The following is a 21,079-nucleotide window of genomic DNA, read 5'->3' as shown; positions in this document are numbered from 1 at the left end:
ACCCCGATGGAGGCCTCATGACAGTGCCCACGGCGCCAGCCGAACCAGACCTGTACTACGACCCGTACAGCGTCGAGCTCAACATGGATCCCTTTTCGGTGTTCGCCCGAATCAGGGAAGAAGCCCCGCTGTATTACAACGAGCAGCACGACTTCTACGCGCTGAGCCGCTACGACGACGTCAACAAGGCCGTCATCGATCACGACACGTTCATCTCGGGACGCGGCGCCCTGCTCGAGATCATCAAGTCCGGCATGGAGATTCCGCCCGGAACCCTGATCTTCGAGGATCCGCCGATCCACAACATCCACCGCAACCTGCTGTCCCGGGTGTTCACCCCGCGCAAGGTGCTGGCCCTGGAGCCGCAGATCCGCGAGTTCACCGCACGCTGCCTGGACCCGCTGGTCGGCAACGACCGCTTCGACTTCGTCAATGACCTCGGCGAGCAGATGCCGATGCGAGTGATCGGCATGCTGCTGGGTATCCCCGAGGAACGCCAGCGGGCTATCACCGATCACGGCGAACAGACCCTGCAAGGGCAGACGGTCGACGCCCTGGCGACCGGTGAGGTGTTCGCCGAGTTCATCGACTGGCGCACCCAGCACCCGTCCGACGACATCATGACCGACCTGCTCAACGCCGAGTTCACCGACGAGACCGGCACCGTACGCACGCTGCGCCGCGACGAGCTGCTGCTGTATTTGACGGTCATCGCCACCGCCGGTTCCGAGACCACCACCCGGCTGATCGGCTGGGCCGGCAAGACCCTGGCCGACTACCCGGACCAACGCCGCGAGCTGGTGCAGAACCCAGCTCTGATACCCCAGGCCATCGAGGAGATCTTGCGCTGGGAGCCACCGGCCCTGCAGATCGCCCGCTACGTCACCCGCGACGTCGAGTACTACGGCCAGACGGTTCCGGCGGGCTCAGCGATGCTGATGCTCGTCGGTGCGGCCAACCGCGACCACCGCCGGTTCGCCCCCGACGGGGACGTCTTCGACATCCACCGGGAACAGAAGTCCCACATGACTTTCGGCGCGGGAACACATTTCTGCATGGGCAACGCACTGGCCCGGCTGGAAGGCCGCATTGCCCTGGAGGAGATCCTCAAACGCTTCCCGGAGTGGCAGGTCGACTGGGCCAACGCCAAACCGTCGGAAACCGCCGCGGTGCGGGGATGGGCCGCGATGCCGACATTCGTCTAGCGACCGTGCGCTCAGATCGCGAAATCGCGTGAAATCGCGATCTGTGTGCACGCTCGGCAGGGGCCGGTTTGTCCACACAACGCGGTTCATCCCCAGATGGCGAAATCGTTTCGCCGCCGCCAGGTTGGCTGCCTCAAAGTGATGTCATGGACACACCGTTCGTCGGCAGCGAGGCCATCAAGGCTGGGCTGATCGCCAAACATCAGCTGCGCAGTCGTCGTGGTCCCTTCGCCGCGGTTTTTCCCGATGTCTACACACTGCGTTCGGCAGAACTGACGATTCCTCACCGTGCCGCCGCCGCATGGTTGTGGTCACGTCGAGCCGGGGTTCTCGCGGGGCTCACCGCATCGGCCCTGCATGGCGCGGAGTACATCGAAGACACGCTCCCGATCGAACTGGTCTGGCCGAGCCGTAGGCCCCCCAACGGCATCGCCACCCTGAAAATGACCCTCGCCTCCGATGAGGTCACCGATCATCGCGGGCTTCCGCTCACCACCGTTGGACGGACCGCTTTTGACCTAGGCCGTCGCGGGCACCTCATCGACGCCGTTGCCCGACTCGACGCCCTGGGACATGCGTCGGGGTTCCGTGTTGACGATGTACTTCGAGTGGCGGAGAACCATCGAGGCGCACGGGGGGTGCGCCAATTGTCGACCGCGCTCGATCTTTACGATCCCGGCTCAGAGTCGCCGAAGGAAACGTGGTTGCGGCTGTTGATCATCCGCGCCGGATACCCGCGCCCGACCACTCAGATACCTGTCACGAGCGTCGACGGTCGTCGCAGGTACCGCCTGGACATGGGTTGGGAGGAGCGCAAGCTGGCCGTTGAGTACGACGGCGACCACCACCGCAGAGACCCGCAGCAGTTCGCACACGACATTATTCGCACAGAGGATCTCGACGAACTCGGTTGGACGCGAGTCAGAGTCGCCAAGCGGCACAACACCGGCGAAGTGCTCCAGCGGCTGTCGAGGGCGTGGACGGCGACCGTGCGCTCAGATCGCGAAATCGCGTGAAATCGCGATCTGTGTGCACGCTCGGCAGAGTTCAGCTGGCCGGGATCAGATCCGCGGGCACCGAACGGCTGATCATCGTGCCGCAGCGGAATGCCTCGGAACTTCCGACCACCTTGGCTTCGGGATCGTTGACCGCAGCCAGTGCCTGTGCCTTGAAAGCACGTGCGGCAGCGGACAGTTCGTGACGTACCGGATCCACGCTCAGGTTCGCCGGACACTCGTCACCCCACAATGTCACCTCGGTGCGGCCCTGCTCCAACGCACCCAGGACACCGCGACGCACGCGTTCGTCGGCGTTGAACAGATCCGCGGCCACCGCGACGGTCTGCGGATGCGGGCGGTCCTCCCACGATGCGAGCACCGACTCCAGGGGCATGGTCTCCACCCCGAGAATCGCCAGTGGACGGACATCCTCGTCGGCACCGATCAGCACCGTGACATCCCATCCGGCCATCACCCGGTCGACCAACCAGCCGCCGGCGAACCGGACCGCGTCGACCACACAGGGGGCGACCACATCAAGCCGATACCGCATGTCGTCCTCCAATCTCACTGACCGGCCGCCCCGTTGCGGCCGCCCGGCTGCTCGATCTCCCGTCCCAGCATTTCGGCGTAGCTCTTGAACACGTCCGTCAACGGGAGTGAGGGATCGAGTAGCCATGAGGTCTCCATTCCATTGATGAATGCCAGGATTTCCACGGCCTTGGTGGCCGCGTCGAAGTCGGAGCGGTAGCGGCCCTCGAGCTGACCGCGAGTGATGATGTCGGTGACGATGTCGCGTGCAGCTTGCTGCCGTTTGAGCAAACGATCGTGCAGTGGCGCGTCGGGCTGGATGTTCTCTACCAGCAGCACGGTGAAGGTGCCGACCAGCTCGGGCGCCCGGACGAACCGGTCGGCCACTCGCTTGATCTCGTGGGCCAAGTCTCCGGACCGGTCGGCATGGGTGTCGTCGTCGTGGTCGCGGATGTCGAGCACCGCGTTGAGCAGTTGCTCCTTGGACTCGAAGTGGTGCAGCAGCCCGGCCGGCGTGACACCGGCTTCCCTGGCGATCTGGGCCAGCGAGGTGTTGCGCCAACCGTTGCGCGCCAGCAGCTTCTCAGCCACGGAAAGTATCCGCTGCCTGCGGTCTTCCCCTTTGGCCAGGAGCGACTCATAGGGCCTTGCGCCCCCAGAAGACGCCTCTGCCCCTACCACCGAAGCCACCGGACTCCTTCGTCGAACCAACCTAGTGAACACACAGTAGGTTGGTTTGACCGCTGTGACAAGCGTCTCAGCGAAAGAAGTTTCCGGCGGCTGTCACAACCGCCGGACAGGCCCGGTCAGAGCCCGAGGGACTTGGCGATGATCACCTTCATGACCTCGCTGGTGCCCGCGTAGATCCGGGCCACCCGGGCATCGGTGTAGAGCCGTGCGATGGGGTACTCCATCATGTAGCCGTACCCGCCGAAGAGCTGCAGGCAACGATCGATCACCCGCGCCTGCATCTCCGTGGAGAACAGTTTCACCCGCGCCGCATCGGCGCCCGACAGCTCGCCGTCGACGTGCAGGGCCACCGCGCGGTCGAGCATCGACTGCGCCGCTTCGACCTCGGTCGAGCACGCGGCCAGTTCGAACTTGGTGTTCTGAAACGAGGCCACTGGCTGACCGAAGGCTTTGCGATCTTTGGTGTAGTCGATGGCCGCCGCGATCGCCGAGCGGGCTTGGGCCACCGAGCCCACGGCCACGGTGAGCCGCTCCTGGGCCAGGTTGTGGCCGAGGTAGCTGAACGCCTCTCCCTCCTCCCCCAGCACGTTGGCCACGGGCACCCGGACGTCGGTGAACGACAGCTCCGCGGTGTCCTGCACCTTGCAGCCCATCTTCTCCAGCTCGCGGCCGCGCTCGAAGCCCGCCATCCCGTCTTCGACGACGAGTAGCGTCAGTCCCTTGCGCCGGTTGTCCGGGTCGGTGGAGGTCCGCGCCACGACGACCACCAGATCGGCCTGGATGCCACCGGTGATGAACGTCTTGGCACCGTTGAGAACGTACTCGTCACCGTCCCGCACCGCGGTGGTGCGCATGCCTGCCAGGTCCGACCCGGTCCCGGGCTCGGTCATGGCCACCGCGGTCAGCAGCGTGCCCGCGGCCAACCCGGGGAACCACCGCTGCCGTTGCTCTTCGTTCGCGTAATGCAGGAAATACGGCAGGATCACCTCGAGCTGCGTGCGCACGGTCGACAACGTGACGAGGGCCCGGGCGGCCTCCTCCTGCAGCACCACGTTGTAGCGGTAGTCGTCGATGCCCGCGCCGCCGTACTCCTCGGGGATCGCCATGCCGAGCATGCCGAGTTCACCCATCTGCTTGAACACGTCGCGGGGCATGCGCCCGCCCTTCTCCCACTCGGGATAGGCCGGCACGACCTCTTTTTCGATGAAATCACGTGCGAGTGCGCGGAATGCCTCGTGGTCCTCGGTGAACAGATTGCGTTGCACTACTTCTCCCTAGCGTCAGTCGATCAGCTCGACCAGCGTGGCGTTGGCAGTACCGCCACCCTCACACATGGTCTGCAGGCCGTAACGAATCCCGTTGTCGCGCATGTGATTGATCATTCTGGTCATCAGCACCGCACCCGATGCCCCGAGCGGGTGGCCCAGTGCGATGGCACCGCCGAGCGGGTTCAGCTTGGCTTCGTCGGCACCGGTCTCAGCCAGCCAGGCCAGCGGCACCGGCGCGAAGGCCTCATTCACCTCGAACACGCCGACCTCGTCCAGACGCACGCCGGCTTTGTGAAGCACCTTCTCGGTGGCAGGGATCGGCCCGGTGAGCATCAGCACCGGATCGGCTCCCGTCACCGCACCCGCGCGGTAACGCGCGATAGGCGAAAGACCCATGGCCACAGCCGCTTCCGCGGTCATGACCAGCAGCGCTGCGGCACCGTCGGAGATCTGCGAGGAGTTACCTGCGTGGATCACACCGTCCTCGGCAAACGCTGGTTTGAGACCGGCCAGCTTCTCCACAGTGGTGCCCCGCCGCACACCTTCATCGGCGACCACCGGGTCCACCTGGTCGGCCGGGTCGGGAAACACCGTGATCATCTGGTGCTCAAAGGCACCGCTGTCCTGGGCCGCCGCAGCCCGCTCGTGGGAGGCGACGGAATACTCGTCCAGCCGGGTCCGGCTGAAGCCCCACTTCTGCGCGATCATCTCGGCCGAGATGCCCTGGTTGAACCCGAAATCCTTGTACCGCTGGAACACCTTTGGCCCGTACGGAGTACCGGTGGCCCGGGCCGCACCCAGCGGCACCCGGCTCATCACCTCCACACCGCCCGCGACCACCACGTCCTGCTGACCCGACATGACGGCCTGGACGGCGAAATCCAGTGCCTGCTGGCTTGATCCGCAGGCTCGGTTGACCGTCGTGCCCGGGATGTGTTCGGGCCAGCCGGCGGCCAGCACCGAGTAACGACCGATGTTGCTGGACTGATCGCCTACCTGCGAGACACAGCCCCAGACCACGTCGTCGATGATGTCCGGGCTGATACCCGCCCGCTCCACCAGCGCATTGAGCACCAGCGCCGACAGGTCGGCGGCATGGAATCCGGCCAGGCCGCCGTTGCGCTTGCCGACCGGGGTGCGGACGGCCTCGACGATGACGGTTTCACGCATGGGAATCTCCGCTTCTGTTGTTCAGGACTTCGAGTAGGCGGGGCCGACAGCACCCTGCTCTCGCAGGGCTGCGATGTCCTCGGCACTCAGGCCGATCCCGCCCAGGACGGCATCGGTGTGCTCACCGAGTCCCGGTACCGCCCCCATCCCCAATTCCAGCCCGGCGATCACCGGCGGTGGCAGCAGGGCCGCGATCTCACCGTTCGGGGTGGCCACCTGACGCCAGCGGTCGCGGGCCTTCAGGTGCGGATGCTCGATGACCTCGCTGGGCAGGTTGTACCGCGAATTACCGATCCCGGCCTTGTCCGCCGTCGCCTGGATGTGGTCGAGATCGTTTTCAGAACACCAGGATTCGATGGCCTTGTTGAGTTCGTCGCGATGTGCGCAGCGATCCGAGTTGGTGGCGAACCGAGGGTCGTCGGCCAGATCCGGACGCTCGATGATCTCGCGGGCCAGCCGCTGCCATTCACGGTCGTTGGTGGTGCCCAGCACCACGGTCTGCCCGTCGCGGGTGTCGAACGCCCCGTAAGGAGCAACCGCAGGTGAGCTCATCCCCAGCGGAACCTGGTCGATCCCGGAATGCTGGGTGTAGGTCAGCTGGTACCCCATGATGTCGGTCATGGTGTCGAACAAACTGACCGCCACCGAGGCAGCCGCACCGGTGTCTCCGGCTCGGGCCCGCCCGAGCAGCAACGCCATGATCGACAGCGCCGAGTACAGCCCGGTGGTGATATCGGCCACCGCGGCACCGGGTTTCGCGGGCATCCCGGCATACCCTGTGGCTGCACACGAACCCGACTCCGCCTGCACCAGCAGGTCGTAGGCCCGCTTCTCCGACAACGGGCCGCCCGGGCCGTAGCCGTCGATCTCCAGCGGAATGACCTGCGGGTGACGCACATTCAACTCGGCCGGCGACAAGCCGAGGCGCGCGGTGGCACCGGGGGCCAAGTTGGACACGAACGCGTCGGCCCCGTCGAGCAACTGGTGCAGCACCTCCATGCCTTCGGACGACTTCAGGTTGAGGGTGATCGACTCTTTGCCCCGGTTCGCCCACACGAAGTGGGCGGCCATCCCGTTGACCACGGTGTCATAGTCACGGGCGAAGTCGCCCCCCTTGGGATTCTCGATCTTGATCACCCGGGCACCGAAATCGGCCAGCACCCGCGTGCACATCGGCGCGGACACCGCCTGCTCCATGGCGATGACGGTGATTCCGGCCAGCGGCAAAACGGAATCGGCCGCTGGGCCTGATGGCTCGCTCGTAAACTCGCTCACAGGGTCACATAACCATGCCGCCATCGACCGGCAGCACCTGCCCGGTGATGTACGACGCGGCATCCGAGGCCATGAAGACGAATGCGCCCGCAACCTCGTCGGCCTCGGCCCAGCGCTTGAGCGGGATGCGGTTCATCATGTTGGCCGCGAACTTCTCATTGGTCCGGATGGTTTCGGTCATGGGCGTGGCCGCCAGCGGAGCCAGCGCGTTGACCATGATGTTCTTGGGCGCCAGCTCGCGGGCCAGCGATTTGGTGAACCCGATCAGGCCGGCCTTGGCCGCCGAGTAGTTCACCTGGCCGAGGGTGCCGGTGATGCCCGCCGCCGAGGTGACGTTGATGACGCGTGCGGTGCCGTCGGTGGGCATGTGCGGCAGTGCGGATTGCGTGACGTGAAAGGTCCCCATGACGTGGATGTCGAAGGTGAGGCGGAACGTCTCGTCGGTCAGCTTGGGAAACATCGCCGGCGAGGTGACGCCCGCGTTGTTGACCACGATGTGCAGCTTGCCCTCACCGAGTGCAGCCGCCTGCGCGGCGGCGGCCACGGCGGCGTCGCGGTCGCTGACATCCAGCGCAGCACTGTCCGCCTTGCCGCCCGCGGTATTGATCCGCTCGGCGACCGCGGCCGCGGCGTCACCGCTCATGTCGGTGACGAGCACGGAAGCACCGGCCGCGGCCAGGGCCTCGGAAACCGCAGCACCGATGCCGGCACCGGCTCCGGTCACCAGCGCCGAACGCCCGGTCAGGTCGAAATAGGTCTTCATTGGTGTCGCTGTCTCCTCAGTAACTCTTGGGCAGGCCGAGAACGTTGGCACTCAGGAAGTTCAGGATCATCTCCTGGCTCACCGGTGCGATCTTCATCAGTCGGGACTCCCGGAAGAACCGGGAGATGTTGTATTCCTCGGAGTAGCCCATCCCGCCGTGGGTCTGCAGTGCACGATCGGCGGCGCCGAACCCGGCGTCGGCGCACAGGTACTTGGCCATGTTGGCTTCCCGCCCGCACGCCTTGCCGTTGTCGTAAAGCCAGGTGGCCTTACGCAGGATCAACTCGGCGGCATCGAGACGGGCCAGCGAATCCGCCAGCGGGAACGCGATGCCCTGGTTCTGACCGATCGGCCGGTCGAAAACCACCCGCTCGTTGGCATACTTCACCGCTCGGTCGAGCGCCACGCGGCCGATGCCGAGAGCTTCGGCGGCGATGAGCATCCGCTCCGGGTTGAGGCCGTGGAGGATGTACTTGAACCCCTTGCCCTCCTCGCCGATCAGGTGTTCGGCAGGCACCCGCAGGTCGTCGATGAACAGCTCGTTGGAGCTCACCGCGTTTCGGCCCATCTTGTTGATGGGTCGAATCTCGACGTGCTCGCGGTCGAGGTCGGTCAGGAACAGCGACAACCCGTCGGTCGGCTTCCCACCGCGTTTCTCCACATCCTCGCGGGACTCGGTGCGGGTGAGCAGCAGGATCTTCTCGGACTCAAGCGCCTTGGAGATCCACACCTTGCGGCCGTTGACCACATAGCTGTCGCCGTCCTTCTTGGCGAAGGTGCTGATACGCGAAGTATCCAGTCCTGCACCGGGTTCGGTGACGCCGAAGCACACGTGCAGATCGCCGTCGACGATCCGCGGGAGCGTCGCCTTCTTCATCTCCTCGGAACCGAACACCACCACTGGCTGCATCCCGAAGATCGACATGTGGATCGCGCTGGCGGCGTTCATCGCCCCGCCGGACCGGGCCACCTCCTCGGCCAGGATGGTGGCCTCGGTGATGCCCAGGCCGTGCCCGCCGTACTCCTCCGGGATGGTCATACCGAGCCACCCGCCTCCGGCGATGGCGTCGTAGAACTCCTGCGGGAATTCGTGGGCCTGATCCTTGGTCATCCAATAGTGATCGTCGAACTTGCCCGCCAGCTCCGCAACGGATTTGCGGATCAGTTGCTGGTCCTCGGTCAGCTCGAAGTTCATACCGCCCGACACTCTGGTGCTCTCCTAATTTCTCGGCCGAGAAGCCTCGGCGTTCAGTCTCGCGCGCCGGCAACCGCTTTGGCGTTCGCCTGGAAGTCGGCGAAGCTGGTGCCCGTCTTGTCCTTATTGCTCAACGCGCGGATCGACACGTCGTGCCCCTCGGCCTGCTTGCGCAGCGCGCCGACGGTCGCCTGGTCCTTGGGCACATGGGCGAACGGATCGAAGTGGTAGAGCCGCATGGCGTTCTCATGCGTGATCTTGTTGATCTCGTCGTCAGGAACCTCGTAGGTGTCGAACACCGCCCACAGCTCTTCGGGCGCACCCGGCCACATCGAGTCGCTGTGCGGGTAGTCCATCTCCCAGCAGATGTTGTCCACGCCGATCTCATGCCGGTTCTTCACCCCGATCGGGTCCGAGATGAAGCAGGTCATGAAGTGCTCCCGGAAAACCTCTGAGGGCAGCTTGCCGCCGAAGTCCTGGTGGGTCCAGGTCGAGTGCATTTCATAGGTGCGGTCCACCCGGTCCAGGAAGTACGGAATCCACCCGGTGCCGCCTTCGGACAGCGCGATCTTGAGCCCGGGATAGGCCTTGATCGGAGCCGACCACAACAGGTCTGCCGCGGCCTGCACGATGTTCATCGGCTGCAGCGTGATCATCACGTCCATCGGGGCATCAGGGGCCGTGATGGCCAGCTTGCCCGACGAACCGATGTGCACATTCATCACGGTGTCGGTGTCGACCAGTGCCTCCCACAACGGCTTCCAGTACTCGAGGTCGTGGAAGGACGGGTAGCCCAGCGTCGACGGATTCTCGGTGAAGGTCAGCGAGTGCACGCCCTTCTTCGACACTCGCCGCACTTCGTCGGCGCACAGCTGCGGGTCCCAGATCGCCGGTAGCGCCATCGGGATGAAGCGTCCCGGGTTGGAGCCGCACCATTCGTCGATATGCCAATCGTTGTACGCCTGCACCAGTGCCAGGGAGAACTCCGCGTCGTCCGTGGCGAACAGGCGCGCGGCGAACCCCGGGAACGACGGGAAGTTCATGGTCGCCAGCACGCCGCCGGCGTTCATGTCCTTGACCCGCTCATCGGGGTCGTAGCAGCCCTTTCGGATCTCATCGAGCCCCTGTGGCTCCAGGCCGTACTCCTCTTTGGGGCGACCTGCAACAGCGTTGAGCGCCACGTTCGGGATCACGGTGTCGCGGAACTGCCAGGTGTCGCTGCCGTCCGGGTTGTGCACCAGGCGCGGCGCCTCGTCGCGGTACTTGGCCGGCAGGTGGTTCCGGAACATGTCCGGTGGCTCGATGATGTGGTCATCGACGCTGATCAAGATCATGTCGTCTTTGTTCACTGCCTCGCTCCGTTCCATGGACCGTCACATTGGTTCTCTATGGGAGAAAACTATCTTCTCATCTAGAGAGAATCAATGTCTGAGCCGGTTGACAAGCAGATTTGGCCAGGTCACCGGAGAAACTCGCGCCTTCTTGTTGACCATCGACGCAAAAGATGGAAACCTCTTAGTCGGAAATGAGAACCTGATTCTCGCAACCGAGAGTCACAGCCGGGTCATCGAGAGGAGAACCATCCCGTGCGCTTGGCCCCTTTGCCCGCCGAGGAGTGGGACGACGATGTGCGACGAGCACTGTCGGTCATGCTTCCGGCGGAGCGGCTCAATCCCGAGGGTGCGGGGACCGCACTGTCCACGCTCGCCCGCCACCCCGCGCTGACCAAGGCGTTCCTCCGGTTCAGCAATCACCTGCTGTTCCGCTCGACCCTCGACGCGCAGATACGCGAGCTCGCCATCCTGCGGATCGCCCACCGGCGCCAGTGCGAGTACGAATGGACGCACCACGCATTCATCGGCAAGGCCGAGGGACTCACCGATGAGCAGATCGCGAGCAGCACCAGCGGCGAAGGGACGACTCCCCTCGATCAGCACGTGATCAATTCCGTCGACGAACTCGATGGGGAGTCGCGGATATCGGACGTCACTTGGGCCGCCCTCAGCGAGCACCTCTCCGAGCAGCAGCGGATGGACCTGGTTTTCACGATCGGCGGCTATGGCCTGATGGCCATGGCTTACAACACCTTTGGAATAGCGCCGGAATCCGGCCACTGAGCCCGAACAAGGCTTGAGAAAGAAAGTAGGTAGATGATGGCGTTCTTCCCGAAGCCGGCTGCGGGCAGCTGGACCGAGAACTGGCCCGAACTCGGCACCGCCCCGGTCAACTACGAGGATTCGATCGATCCCGAGCACTGGAAGCTGGAGCAGCAAGCCATCTTCCGCAAGACCTGGCTGCAGATGGGCCGCGTCGAGCTGATCCCCAAGAAAGGCAGCTACATCACCCGTGAGCTGCCGTCGGTCGGCCCGGGCACGTCGATCGTCATCGTGAACGACGGTGAGCAGATCCGAGCCTTCTACAACCTGTGCCGCCACCGCGGCAACAAACTGGTGTGGAACGACTACCCCGGCGAAGAAGTGTCCGGCAGCTGCCGCCAGTTCGTCTGCAAGTACCACGCCTGGCGCTACAACCTCAAGGGCGACCTGACCTTCATCCAGCAGGAGCAGGAATTCTTCGACGTCGACAAGGCCGACTACCCGCTCAAGCCGGTGCGCTGCGAGGTGTGGGAAGGCTTCATCTTCGTCAACTTCGACGACGACGCCGTGTCGCTGGAGGAGTACCTGGGTGAGTTCGCCGAGGGTCTCAAGGGTTATCCCTTCCACGAGATGACCGAGCACTACAGCTACCGCTCTGAGATCAAGGCCAACTGGAAGTTGTTCATCGACGCATTCGTCGAGTTCTACCACGCGCCGATCCTGCACATGAAGCAGGCCGAGAAGGAGGAAGCCGAGAAGCTGGCCAAGTTCGGCTTCGAGGCGCTGCACTACGACATCAAGGGCGATCACTCGATGATCTCGTCCTGGGGCGGCATGAGCCCGCCGAAGGACCTCAAGATGGTCAAGCCCATCGAGCGCATCCTGCACAGTGGCCTGTTCGGGCCGTGGGATCGCCCCGACATCAAGGGCATCCTGCCCGACGAGTTGCCGCCGGCGATCAACCCCGGCCGGCACCCGACGTGGGGTCAGGACTCTTTCGAGTTCTTCCCGAACTTCACCCTGCTCTTCTGGGCGCCGGGCTGGTATCTGACCTACAACTACTGGCCCACCGGCGTGGACAGCCACATCTTCGAGGCCGACCTGTATTTCGTGCCGCCGAAGAACCTGCGCGAACGGCTCTCCCAGGAGCTGGCCGCGGTCACGTTCAAGGAGTACGCGTTCCAGGACGCCAACACGCTCGAAGCCACGCAGACGCAGATCGGCACCCGTGCCGTACTCGACTTCCCGCTGTGCGATCAGGAAATTCTTCTACGCCACCTGCACCACACTGCGCACAAGTACGTGGACCGGTACCAAGAGACCAAGGCCAACGGCAATGGTTCGACCAATGGCAAGCACGCCGGTGCTGACAAGAAGGATGAAGTCAATGTCTAAGCTGCCCGAGGAATTCGCCGATCTGGAGCGGTTCAGCGATTGGTGTCTGCCCACCGAGGAGGAGCGCTACCAGAAGCGCCTGAACTCGACGATGGACGAGATGCAGGAGCTCTACGACGCCGGGATGGCGCGGCTGGAGGACATCATGGTCTACGTGGATGCCCGCTTCCCTCTGGCGAGCATGCCCGACGACGCCAAAGCCCTTGTGCACCTGGGTCAGTCGATCGTCCAAGTCAGCTTTCCGGTGGAGGTGTGGAAGCAACCGCGCGTGCTCGACAGCGGTGCTGCCTACATCAACTTGATCAAGGAGCCGGTGGTCTAGGCGTGTCGAACGTACTGACCCTCAAAGCCGCGGGTCTGGTCGACGTCGATGCCGGGACGATCATTCGTCCCGGCATTGTCCGTGTCGACGGGGACCGCATCGTCGCCGTCGGAGACGGCACATCAGACACAGTTATCGGTCCCAATGACGAGGTTGTCGATCTCGGCGACTCGATCTTGCTGCCCGGCCTGATGGACATGGAAGTCAACCTGCTCATGGGCGGCCGCGGCGAGAACCCGGGCCTGTCCCAGGTGCAGGACGATCCCCCGACCCGCGTACTGCGCGCGGTGGGCAATGCCCGCCGCACCCTGCGCGCCGGGTTCACCACCGTGCGCAACCTCGGATTGTTCGTCAAAACCGGCGGCTACCTGCTCGACGTCGCCTTGGGCAAGGCCATCGACGCCGGCTGGATCGACGGTCCGCGCATCGTCCCCGCAGGCCACGCCATCACCCCCACCGGCGGACATCTCGATCCGACGATGTTCGCGGCATTCATGCCCGGCGTTCTGGAGTTGACCATCGAGGAAGGCATCGCCAACGGGGTCGACGAGATCCGCAAGGCGGTGCGCTACCAGATCAAGCACGGGGCCCAGCTGATCAAGGTGTGTTGCTCAGGTGGCGTCATGTCACTCACCGGTGAGGCCGGGGCACAACACTATTCGGACGAAGAGTTGCGTGTCATCGTCGATGAGGCCCACCGGCGCGGACTGCGCGTCGCGGCCCACACCCACGGCGCCGAGGCCGTCAAACATGCCGTGGACTGCGGCATCGACTGCATCGAGCACGGCTTCCTGATGGACGACGAAGCGATCCAGATGCTCGTCGACAACGACCGGTTCCTGGTCACCACCCGTCGCCTGGCCCAGGCCATGGATGTCTCCAAGGCGCCGAAAGTCTTGCAGGACAAAGCCGCCGAGATGTTCCCGAAGGCCGAGACATCCATCAAGGCCGCGTACGAGGCCGGGGTGAAGATCGCTGTCGGCACCGACGCACCCGCCATCCCGCACGGGAAGAATGCCGACGAGCTCGTCACACTGGTCGAGTGGGGCATGCCGCCGGCCGCGGTACTGCGCTCGGCCACCACGATCGCCGCAGATCTGATCAACGTCACCGACCGCGGCCGACTGGCCGAAGGGCTGCTCGCCGACATCATCGCGGTGCCGGGAAACCCCCTCGAGGACATCAGCGTTACACAACATGTGGATTTTGTAATGAAAGGCGGTAAGGTCTTCCGCAATGACCACATCAACTGACAAGCCGAGCCGCACCGAGGATCTGATCGAGATCCAGCAGGTGCTCGCCAAGTACGCGGTCACCATCACCCAGGGCGACATCGATGGACTGATCAGCGTTTTCACCCCCGACGGCACCTACAGCGCCTTTGGCGAGACCTACACGCTCAATCGCTTCCCCGTGCTCGTCGACGCCGCCCCCAAGGGCCTGTTCATGACCGGAACAGCGTTGATCGAATTCGACGATGACGACACCCGCAACACTGCAAAAGGCACGCAACCGCTCTGCTTCATCGAGCACTCCAAGCACGACATGCGCATCGGCTACTACCGCGACACCTACGTGCGGACCGCCGAGGGCTGGCGGCTCAAGACCCGGGCGATGACCTTCATCCGGCGCAGTGGTGATCACGACCATGGCCGGCCGCATGCGATCGGCAGGCCGGAAGCCGGATGAGCGAGCTTTTCGAACCCGCGAAATTCCGTACGGCGCTGCAGGACTGGCTCGCCGAGAACGACCTGACGGCACCGGAAGACCATTCGCTTTCAGGTCACATGCGTCAGTTCGCCCGCGTGCAGAAGGCGCTGTACGCCGGCGGCTGGAGCCGCTACGGCTGGCCCGAGCATGCCGGCGGGCTGGGCGGTCCGGAGATGCTGCGCGCCATCGTCGGCGAGGAGGTCGTGGGCCGCAGGCTGGCCGAGCCCGGCCCGTATTCGATGCTGGAAGTGCTGGCGCCGACGATGATCGACTACGCGCCCAAGGAACTGGCCGCCGAGATGGTGCCGAAACTGCTGTCCGGCGAAGAGCAATGGTGCCAAGGCTTCTCCGAACCGGGCTCGGGCAGCGACCTGGCCTCGCTGACCACGCGCGCTGTGCAACGGGGCGACAAATGGGTGATCAACGGCCAGAAGGTCTGGACCAGCTTCGCGCAGTACTCACACCGGTGCATCTTGCTGACCCGCACCGGCGATGCGGACACTCCCAACCATCAGGCGATCACGGCCTTCTTCGTCGACACCGACTCCCCCGGTATCACGGTCCGGCCGCTACGCACCATGCACGATGTCGACGAGTTCTGCGAGGTGTACTTCGATGATGTCGAGGTCGACGCGAGCCGGATGCTCGGCAACCCGGGCGACGGCTGGCAGCTGGCGATGGATCTGCTGCCCTATGAGCGCTCGACCTGCTTCTGGCAGCGCATCGCCTACCTGTACTCACGTTTCGACGCCCTGGTCGAAGCGGTGAAACGGCAAGGGCAGGTGGTGGATCCGGACCTCGGCGAGGTCTATCTGGCCTTGCACACCTTGCGCTGCCGTTCCGCGGCAACTCAGCACCGGCTGGCCGACGGCCACAAGCTCGGACCGGACACCTCGATCGACAAGGTGCTGCTGGCCGGCGCCGAACAATTGCTCTACGACACCGCGCGCAACCTGATGCCCGGCGTCATCGAGCTCGAAGACTCCGAATGGCGCACCGAGTATCTGTATTCGCGGGCGTCGACCATCTACGGCGGCACAGCTGAAGTGCAGCGCAACATCATCGCGCGCCGACTGCTGGACCTCGGGAAGGAGTGAAGGCGTGACCGATTTGGACACCGAATCACTGGGCCTGCTCGAAGACACACTCCGCAAGACCATGCTGTCGGCATCCGGCGCCAAACTGGATGCTGCGCTGGCTGAACTCGGCTGGGCCGAGATGCTGTCCGACATGCCGGAGGTCGCCATGCCGCTGGTGTTCCGGCTGCTCGGAGAAACCGGTTCACACGCTTCGGTTCTCAACGATGTTCTCCTGGAGACCATCGGGGGCCTGCCCGGCGGTACGCCGCCGATGCCCTATGCCGGTGGTACCTGGGTGGTGTGGGAACGTGGGGAATCCCCGGAAAACCCGACGCTGGGTGGACTGCCGCTGAAGCAGGTACCCGACGGCCAGCTGCTGCGGATCTCGGAGGCTCGTCGCGCATTGGGCTGGTGGCTCGTCGGTTCGGCCCGGGGGATGCTGGCCCTGGCCCGACAGCACGCACTGGACCGGGTCCAGTTCGGCAAGCCGATTTCGTCCTTCCAGGCTGTCCGGCACCGCCTGGCAGAGACTCTCGTGGCCATCGAAGGTGCCGAGGCGACACTGAGCCTGCCCGGCGCCGACAACGTCGACCTGAACTCGCTGCTGGCCAAGGCCGCTGCGGGCAAGGCCGCGCTGACCGCGGCCAAGCACTGCCAGCAGGTGCTCGGCGGTATCGGTTTCACCGAGGAACATGAGCTGCACACCCACGTCAAGCGCGTCCTGGTGCTCGACGGATTGCTGGGCAGCTCACGGGAACTCACCCGCAAGGCCGGTGCCGGCCTGCGTGCCCGAGGGACCGTGCCCCGCCTGGCCCAGCTTTAGTTTCCCCGCGAGCAGACACAGAATCGCACTCCGGCACACGGATTCATGCGATTCTGCGTCTGCTCGCGCTAAAGGGTGACCGGCTCGGCGAAGACGGTGGCCGTCGAGCGGCCACGCAGCACAGTTGAACCGCGGACCACCCAATGCTGGCCCTCGTCGGCGTCGGCATGGGCCAGCGCACTCCCCGAACACAACACCGTGGACTCGCGATCCTTGGCGTGGTCGGCCAGCCGCGCCGCCTCGTTGACCGCATCACCGATCACGGTGTACTCGTAGCGGTTCTCGGCACCGATGTTTCCCGCGAACACCGTTCCACACGAAATGCCCACGCCGAACTCCACATCGGGGAGCTCGTGCAGCCGTGGCACCAGCGCCCGCGCGGTGGCCAGCGCCGAAGAGGCCGGATTGTCCAGCCGGAGCGGTGCGCCGAACACCGCCAGCACGGCGTCACCCTCGAACTTGTTGATCAGGCCGTGATGCCGCTCGACGGTGTCCACCACGATCTTGAAGAAGCCGTTGAGCAGTTGCGCGACCTCCTGCGGCGGCCGCGACGCCCCCAACGCGGTAGAGCCGACCAGGTCGACGTAGAGCACGGCCGCCTCCCGGACGTCACCGGTGACCGCCGCGCCCTGCTGCAGCGCGTGACGGGCCACGTCGACCCCGACATAGCGACCGAACAGGTCCCGCAACCGATTTCGCTCAGCCAGCCCCGCCAGCATCCGGTTGAATCCGTACTGGAGCCGGCCTATCTCGGACGACTCGTACACCTTGACCGAGACACCGGACCAGCCTCGTTCGACGGCTTTCATGGCCAGCACGACTTCCCCGACCGGGTCCGATACCGACCGCGCCACCAGCACCATCGACCGAAGCCCGAAGACCAGCGAGATGACCGCCACCACCAGCACCGCCGCCTCGACGGGCGCTGTCTTCTGCACGAACCAGCCGTTCGAGCGCGCCAGCACGATCATGGCGATGCCGGCCAGGGGCAACCCGCTGAACAGGGTCCAGATCGTGATCAGGCGCGCCAGCACGCCGGGCATCCGGACGATCGCGGCAGAGGACGCAGTCAACGACGCGGCGACGATCGGCCGCAACATCCGTTGGGTCACCAGGAATCCCATACAGGCCGCAGCTACGCCGCCGAAGAGGATCGCACCGCCCATCACATAGGCGACACCACCGCCTGCGTCGAGGTTCAGCAGCGTGTACACGACTGCGCTCACTGCCCAGGTGGTGAACTGGATGATGGTCTGACGCGGCGCGATACGCATGGCCGCCTGCTGCTGTTTCGGTGTCGGATCCTTGCCCGCGGCAAACCATTTGAACGTCGGATGGACATTGACCCAGCCGACGACGGTGTCGACGATCGCGGCCGCGACCATCAGTGCGATCAGCGCGATCAGATTCGCCTGGGTCATCAGCTCGCGCGCATCACCGACGGTGTTGCGGCTCAGCGCCAGCACCACGAGTGTGACCGCGGCCGCAGCGGTGGTCTGCGCGTAGATCTGTCTGGCCGCGTAACTCACGCTGAGCCGGATCGCCCCCATCTTCAGAGGCCCAGGCCTACTTGATGTTCTGCTTCATCCCGTCGATATCCATCAGCACCGGCCATCCACTGACGCTAAGCGCATTGCCGTGCCCAGTCTGGTGAATATCGAACACCGATTGGATCGCAGCGTAGAAGCCCTGCACGTCGAGGGTCTGATTGACCGCGCGCTTGGCCTGGCGGAGCGCGAACGCCGGCATCTGCGCGATCTGTGCGGCCAATTCAGCGGTCTGGGTGTCGAGTTCGGCGCGCGGAACCACCCGGTTGACCATGCCGGTGCGCTCGGCTTCCTCGGCGGTCAGAGCGCGGCCGGTGAACAGGATCTCCTTGGCCTTGCGGGCACCGAGTTCCCAGGTGTGGCCGTGGTACTCGACACCGCCGATACCCATCAGCGCAACCGGATCGGAGAACAGCGCGTCGTCGGCGGCCAGGATCAGATCGCACGGCCAGCACAGCAGCAGGCCACCGGAGATACAGCGGCCCTGGACCGCCGCGATCGACGGCTTGGGCACGTTGCGCCACCGCAGGGTGTACTCCAGGTAGCGCCGGGACTCGTGCTCGATCAGGAACTCCAGGGTGATCTTGTCGGGTACCGGCCCACCACCGCGCAGGTCATGCCCCGCCGAGAAGTGCTTGCCGTTGGCCCGCAGCACGATCACTTTCACATCGCGGTCATCGGCAGCTCTGGTCCAGGCGGCGTCGAGTTCATCGAGAAGCTCGGGATTCTGGGCATTGGCCGCTTCCGGCCGGTTGAGCGTGATCGTGGCGATCGAATCGGCGACGTCGTAGTCGATGTACACGTGTTTCCTTCTGTTTCACAGCTGCCACGCGACAGCCGCCTGTGCGAGCGCGGCACCCTCCCGCAAACAGCGCCCCGGCGGCGCCCCATCTGACGCGAAACCCTTCTTCTCAAAGGACTTCTATAATTCCCGTGATGAGAATACTATTCTCACAGCACGAAAGTTACAATCTCCGACACGTTGGCCGCGAGGGGGTCCGGCACCACAATGGCAAGGCGTTCTCCGGTACAGTCAGTTCATGTTCTCCCCACTCGACAAGCGTCGGAGCGGCCAGTGACCACCGCTGGCGAAGAACCCGCGTGGAAGCAACGAGCTGTCGAGCGGTCGATCAAAACCGCCAAGTTGCGCGCCGCCCAGCGGGTGCAACGCTTCCTGGACGCAGCCCAGGCGATCATCATCGAGAAGGGCAGCACCGACTTCACCGTGCAGGAGGTCGTTGACCGCTCCCGGCAGTCGCTGCGCAGCTTCTACCTGCAGTTCGATGGTAAGCACGAGCTCCTGCTGGCGCTGTTCGAGGACGCGTTGAGCCGCTCGGCAGATCAGATCCGGGCCGCCACCTCCACACAGGGTGAGCCGATCGAACGGCTCAAGGTCGCCATCCAGCTGCTCTTCGAATCGTCCCGGCCCGATCCGGCGGCCAAACGCCCGCTGTTCACCGATTTCGCACCCCGTTTGCTGGTTTCGCATCCCTCTGAAGTGAAGGTCGCGCACGCGCCACTGCTGGCCCTGCTGACCGAGCTCATGGAGGAAGCCTGCGAGGCCGGCCAGCTGCGCCCTGGGATCAACCCGCGCCGGATGGCTGCGATGACGATGCAGACGGTGATGTTCGTCGCCCAATCCAGCGGTGGCGCCGACGAGGCGTCGGTCCATCCGATCACCGCCGACGAGGTCTGGGACTTCGTGGCCAATGGATTCGCCGCCAGCTAGCTGAGAATTTCGTTCTCCTAAGGAAAGAATTTTCCTCGCGCTCAGGTGCCTGTCCGATCTCCGGACTCACCGCCGTCTCGCCGCGAGTTGGGCGACTGGCACCATCGACGGCCGCGCTGTGTGCATGATCGTCGAGTAACCACAGCAGGAGTCGAGTGCTGTTCATGTCTTCGGGGCTGACCACGTAGGTAGCGATGCGGACGGGTGCGCAGCGAATCACCGGATGGCGGGTCTCGTAGCGGGCGATCCACCCCACCATGGGTGGCGCCGCGACGCATGCTTGAGAATTTCATTCTTCTAAACAGAGAGTACAAATTGCCAGAAACGTATCTGTCGTTGACATGGCGGGCGACCCGGTGACAGAGTTACTGAGCAGGTGCACAGAATTCACCGAGCATGTGGCAGACACGAGACAGAACTGGGGTAATCAATGACTGGACGGGTGGAAGGCAAGGTCGCGTTCGTCACCGGCGCGGCCCGCGGCCAGGGTCGTAGCCACGCGGTGCGGCTGGCGCAAGAAGGTGCCGACATCATCGCGCTCGACATCTGCGGACCGATCCGGCCCGGCGTGGAGACCGCCATCCCGGCCTCCACCTCCGATGATCTGGCGGAAACCGCCAACCTCATCAAGGGGCTCGACCGCCGGGTGGTGACCGCCGAGGTCGACGTCCGCGACGCGGATGCGATCAAGGCGGCCGTCGACAGCGGCGTGGAGCAGCTCGGCCGGCTCGACATCATCGTGGCCAACGCCGGTATCGGCAACGGCGGCGACGTGCTGCACGAAACCAGCCAGCTCGACTGGGACGAGATGATCGACATCAACCTGTCGGGCGTCTGGAAGTCAGTCAAAGCCGGTGTACCGCACCTGATCGAAGGTGGTCGCGGCGGATCGATCGTCCTGACCAGCTCGGTCGGCGGACTCAAGGCCTACCCGCACTGCGGCAACTATGTCGCCGCCAAGCACGGCGTCGTCGGCCTGATGCGCGGCTTCGCCGTGGAGCTGGGCCAGCACAACATCCGTTGCAACAGCGTGCATCCCACACATGTGGCGACCCCCATGCTGCACAACGACGGCACGTTCAAGATGTTCCGGCCCGACCTGGAGAACCCGGGTCCCGACGATATGGCACCGATCTGCCAGCTGTTCCACACCTTGCCCATCCCGTGGGTGGAGGCCGTGGACATCAGCAACGCCGTGCTGTTCCTGGCCTCCGACGAGGCCCGGTACGTCACCGGCGTGACCCTGCCGGTGGACGCGGGAAGCTGCCTCAAGTAGGTCCGGA

General features: G+C 64.7%; 21 protein-coding genes. 11 read left to right on the top strand and 10 right to left on the bottom strand.

All coding sequences use genetic code 11. The features are described from left to right. The first annotated feature begins 17 nt into the window (after positions 1-17). The gene (locus BKG60_RS24675; protein ID WP_070945098.1) at positions 18-1,205 is read left to right on the top strand and encodes a cytochrome P450; all 1,188 of its coding nucleotides are present in this window, start codon (positions 18-20) and stop codon (positions 1,203-1,205) included. A gap of 146 nt (positions 1,206-1,351) precedes the next feature. Then, positions 1,352-2,221 carry an endonuclease domain-containing protein gene (locus BKG60_RS24670; RefSeq protein WP_070945099.1) on the top strand — a complete coding sequence of 290 codons (870 nt, stop codon included), beginning with the start codon at positions 1,352-1,354 and terminating at the stop codon, positions 2,219-2,221. A 31-nt stretch (positions 2,222-2,252) separates the two neighbouring features. On the opposite strand, the gene BKG60_RS24665 is transcribed toward BKG60_RS24670, so the two are convergent. The 8 genes from BKG60_RS24665 to BKG60_RS24630 all read right to left on the bottom strand — a co-directional run bounded on the left by BKG60_RS24665 (position 2,253) and on the right by BKG60_RS24630 (position 10,444). Then, the gene (locus BKG60_RS24665; protein WP_070945176.1) at positions 2,253-2,756 is read right to left on the bottom strand and encodes a hypothetical protein; all 504 of its coding nucleotides are present in this window, start codon (positions 2,754-2,756) and stop codon (positions 2,253-2,255) included. Positions 2,757-2,770: 14 nt separating this feature from the next. Beyond that, complete coding sequence (locus tag BKG60_RS24660) at positions 2,771-3,415, bottom strand: TetR/AcrR family transcriptional regulator (protein WP_070945177.1); 645 nt, start codon at positions 3,413-3,415, stop codon at positions 2,771-2,773. A 125-nt stretch (positions 3,416-3,540) separates the two neighbouring features. Next, complete coding sequence (locus tag BKG60_RS24655; RefSeq protein WP_070945100.1) at positions 3,541-4,689, bottom strand: acyl-CoA dehydrogenase family protein; 1,149 nt, start codon at positions 4,687-4,689, stop codon at positions 3,541-3,543. A gap of 15 nt (positions 4,690-4,704) precedes the next feature. Next, positions 4,705-5,862, bottom strand: a complete 1,158-nt coding sequence (locus BKG60_RS24650) for a thiolase family protein (protein ID WP_070945101.1) — start codon at positions 5,860-5,862, stop codon at positions 4,705-4,707. Positions 5,863-5,883: 21 nt separating this feature from the next. Then, the gene (locus tag BKG60_RS24645; RefSeq protein WP_278185117.1) at positions 5,884-7,137 is read right to left on the bottom strand and encodes a CaiB/BaiF CoA transferase family protein; all 1,254 of its coding nucleotides are present in this window, start codon (positions 7,135-7,137) and stop codon (positions 5,884-5,886) included. A gap of 4 nt (positions 7,138-7,141) precedes the next feature. Beyond that, positions 7,142-7,900, bottom strand: coding sequence for an SDR family NAD(P)-dependent oxidoreductase (locus tag BKG60_RS24640; RefSeq protein WP_070945102.1), 759 nt, complete (start codon positions 7,898-7,900; stop codon positions 7,142-7,144). Positions 7,901-7,916: 16 nt separating this feature from the next. Then, complete coding sequence (locus BKG60_RS24635) at positions 7,917-9,095, bottom strand: acyl-CoA dehydrogenase family protein (RefSeq protein WP_070945103.1); 1,179 nt, start codon at positions 9,093-9,095, stop codon at positions 7,917-7,919. A 53-nt stretch (positions 9,096-9,148) separates the two neighbouring features. Next, positions 9,149-10,444, bottom strand: coding sequence for an amidohydrolase family protein (locus BKG60_RS24630; RefSeq protein ID WP_070945179.1), 1,296 nt, complete (start codon positions 10,442-10,444; stop codon positions 9,149-9,151). A 237-nt stretch (positions 10,445-10,681) separates the two neighbouring features. Here BKG60_RS24630 and BKG60_RS24625 point away from each other — a divergent pair, with 237 nt between their 5' ends. The 7 genes from BKG60_RS24625 to BKG60_RS24595 all read left to right on the top strand — a co-directional run bounded on the left by BKG60_RS24625 (position 10,682) and on the right by BKG60_RS24595 (position 16,520). Continuing rightward, positions 10,682-11,212, top strand: a complete 531-nt coding sequence (locus tag BKG60_RS24625; RefSeq protein ID WP_070945104.1) for a carboxymuconolactone decarboxylase family protein — start codon at positions 10,682-10,684, stop codon at positions 11,210-11,212. 36 nt (positions 11,213-11,248) lie between these two features. Next, entirely contained in the window at positions 11,249-12,586 is a 1,338-nt protein-coding gene (locus tag BKG60_RS24620; RefSeq protein ID WP_070945181.1) for an aromatic ring-hydroxylating oxygenase subunit alpha, read from the top strand. Next, positions 12,579-12,908 (top strand): hypothetical protein, encoded by a 330-nt coding sequence (locus tag BKG60_RS24615; protein ID WP_003880135.1) that lies wholly within the window; start codon positions 12,579-12,581, stop codon positions 12,906-12,908. Before BKG60_RS24620 ends, BKG60_RS24615 begins: the two co-directional genes overlap by 8 nt. Before the next feature lie 2 nt (positions 12,909-12,910). After that, a complete protein-coding gene (locus tag BKG60_RS24610; RefSeq protein WP_070945105.1) occupies positions 12,911-14,161 on the top strand; it encodes a metal-dependent hydrolase family protein in 1,251 nt (416 codons plus the stop codon). After that, on the top strand, positions 14,145-14,597 hold the full coding sequence (locus BKG60_RS24605) for a nuclear transport factor 2 family protein (RefSeq protein WP_070945106.1): 453 nt from the start codon (positions 14,145-14,147) through the stop codon (positions 14,595-14,597). The genes BKG60_RS24610 and BKG60_RS24605 overlap by 17 nt, the downstream gene beginning before the upstream one ends. Next, entirely contained in the window at positions 14,594-15,715 is a 1,122-nt protein-coding gene (locus BKG60_RS24600; RefSeq protein WP_070945107.1) for an acyl-CoA dehydrogenase family protein, read from the top strand. Before BKG60_RS24605 ends, BKG60_RS24600 begins: the two co-directional genes overlap by 4 nt. Before the next feature lie 61 nt (positions 15,716-15,776). Continuing rightward, positions 15,777-16,520, top strand: a complete 744-nt coding sequence (locus BKG60_RS24595) for an acyl-CoA dehydrogenase family protein (RefSeq protein ID WP_239252482.1) — start codon at positions 15,777-15,779, stop codon at positions 16,518-16,520. Between the two features lie 68 nt (positions 16,521-16,588). Here BKG60_RS24595 and BKG60_RS24590 read toward each other — a convergent pair whose 3' ends face one another. Then, positions 16,589-18,070 carry an adenylate/guanylate cyclase domain-containing protein gene (locus BKG60_RS24590; RefSeq protein ID WP_070188355.1) on the bottom strand — a complete coding sequence of 494 codons (1,482 nt, stop codon included), beginning with the start codon at positions 18,068-18,070 and terminating at the stop codon, positions 16,589-16,591. Positions 18,071-18,086: 16 nt separating this feature from the next. Beyond that, positions 18,087-18,869 (bottom strand): enoyl-CoA hydratase, encoded by a 783-nt coding sequence (locus BKG60_RS24585; RefSeq protein ID WP_070945108.1) that lies wholly within the window; start codon positions 18,867-18,869, stop codon positions 18,087-18,089. Positions 18,870-19,076: 207 nt separating this feature from the next. Between BKG60_RS24585 and BKG60_RS24580 the strand changes: the two genes are divergently transcribed. Further along, positions 19,077-19,796, top strand: coding sequence for a TetR/AcrR family transcriptional regulator (locus BKG60_RS24580; protein WP_075910153.1), 720 nt, complete (start codon positions 19,077-19,079; stop codon positions 19,794-19,796). Between the two features lie 430 nt (positions 19,797-20,226). Beyond that, on the top strand, positions 20,227-21,072 hold the full coding sequence (locus BKG60_RS24575; RefSeq protein ID WP_070188352.1) for a mycofactocin-coupled SDR family oxidoreductase: 846 nt from the start codon (positions 20,227-20,229) through the stop codon (positions 21,070-21,072). Positions 21,073-21,079: the final 7 nt, after the last annotated feature.

Source organism: Mycobacterium syngnathidarum, assembly GCF_001942625.1.
Classification (GTDB): Bacteria; Actinomycetota; Actinomycetes; order Mycobacteriales; family Mycobacteriaceae; genus Mycobacterium; species Mycobacterium syngnathidarum.
Note: the sequence above shows the minus strand (reverse complement) of the source record. Positions and strands in the feature narration are given on the sequence as shown.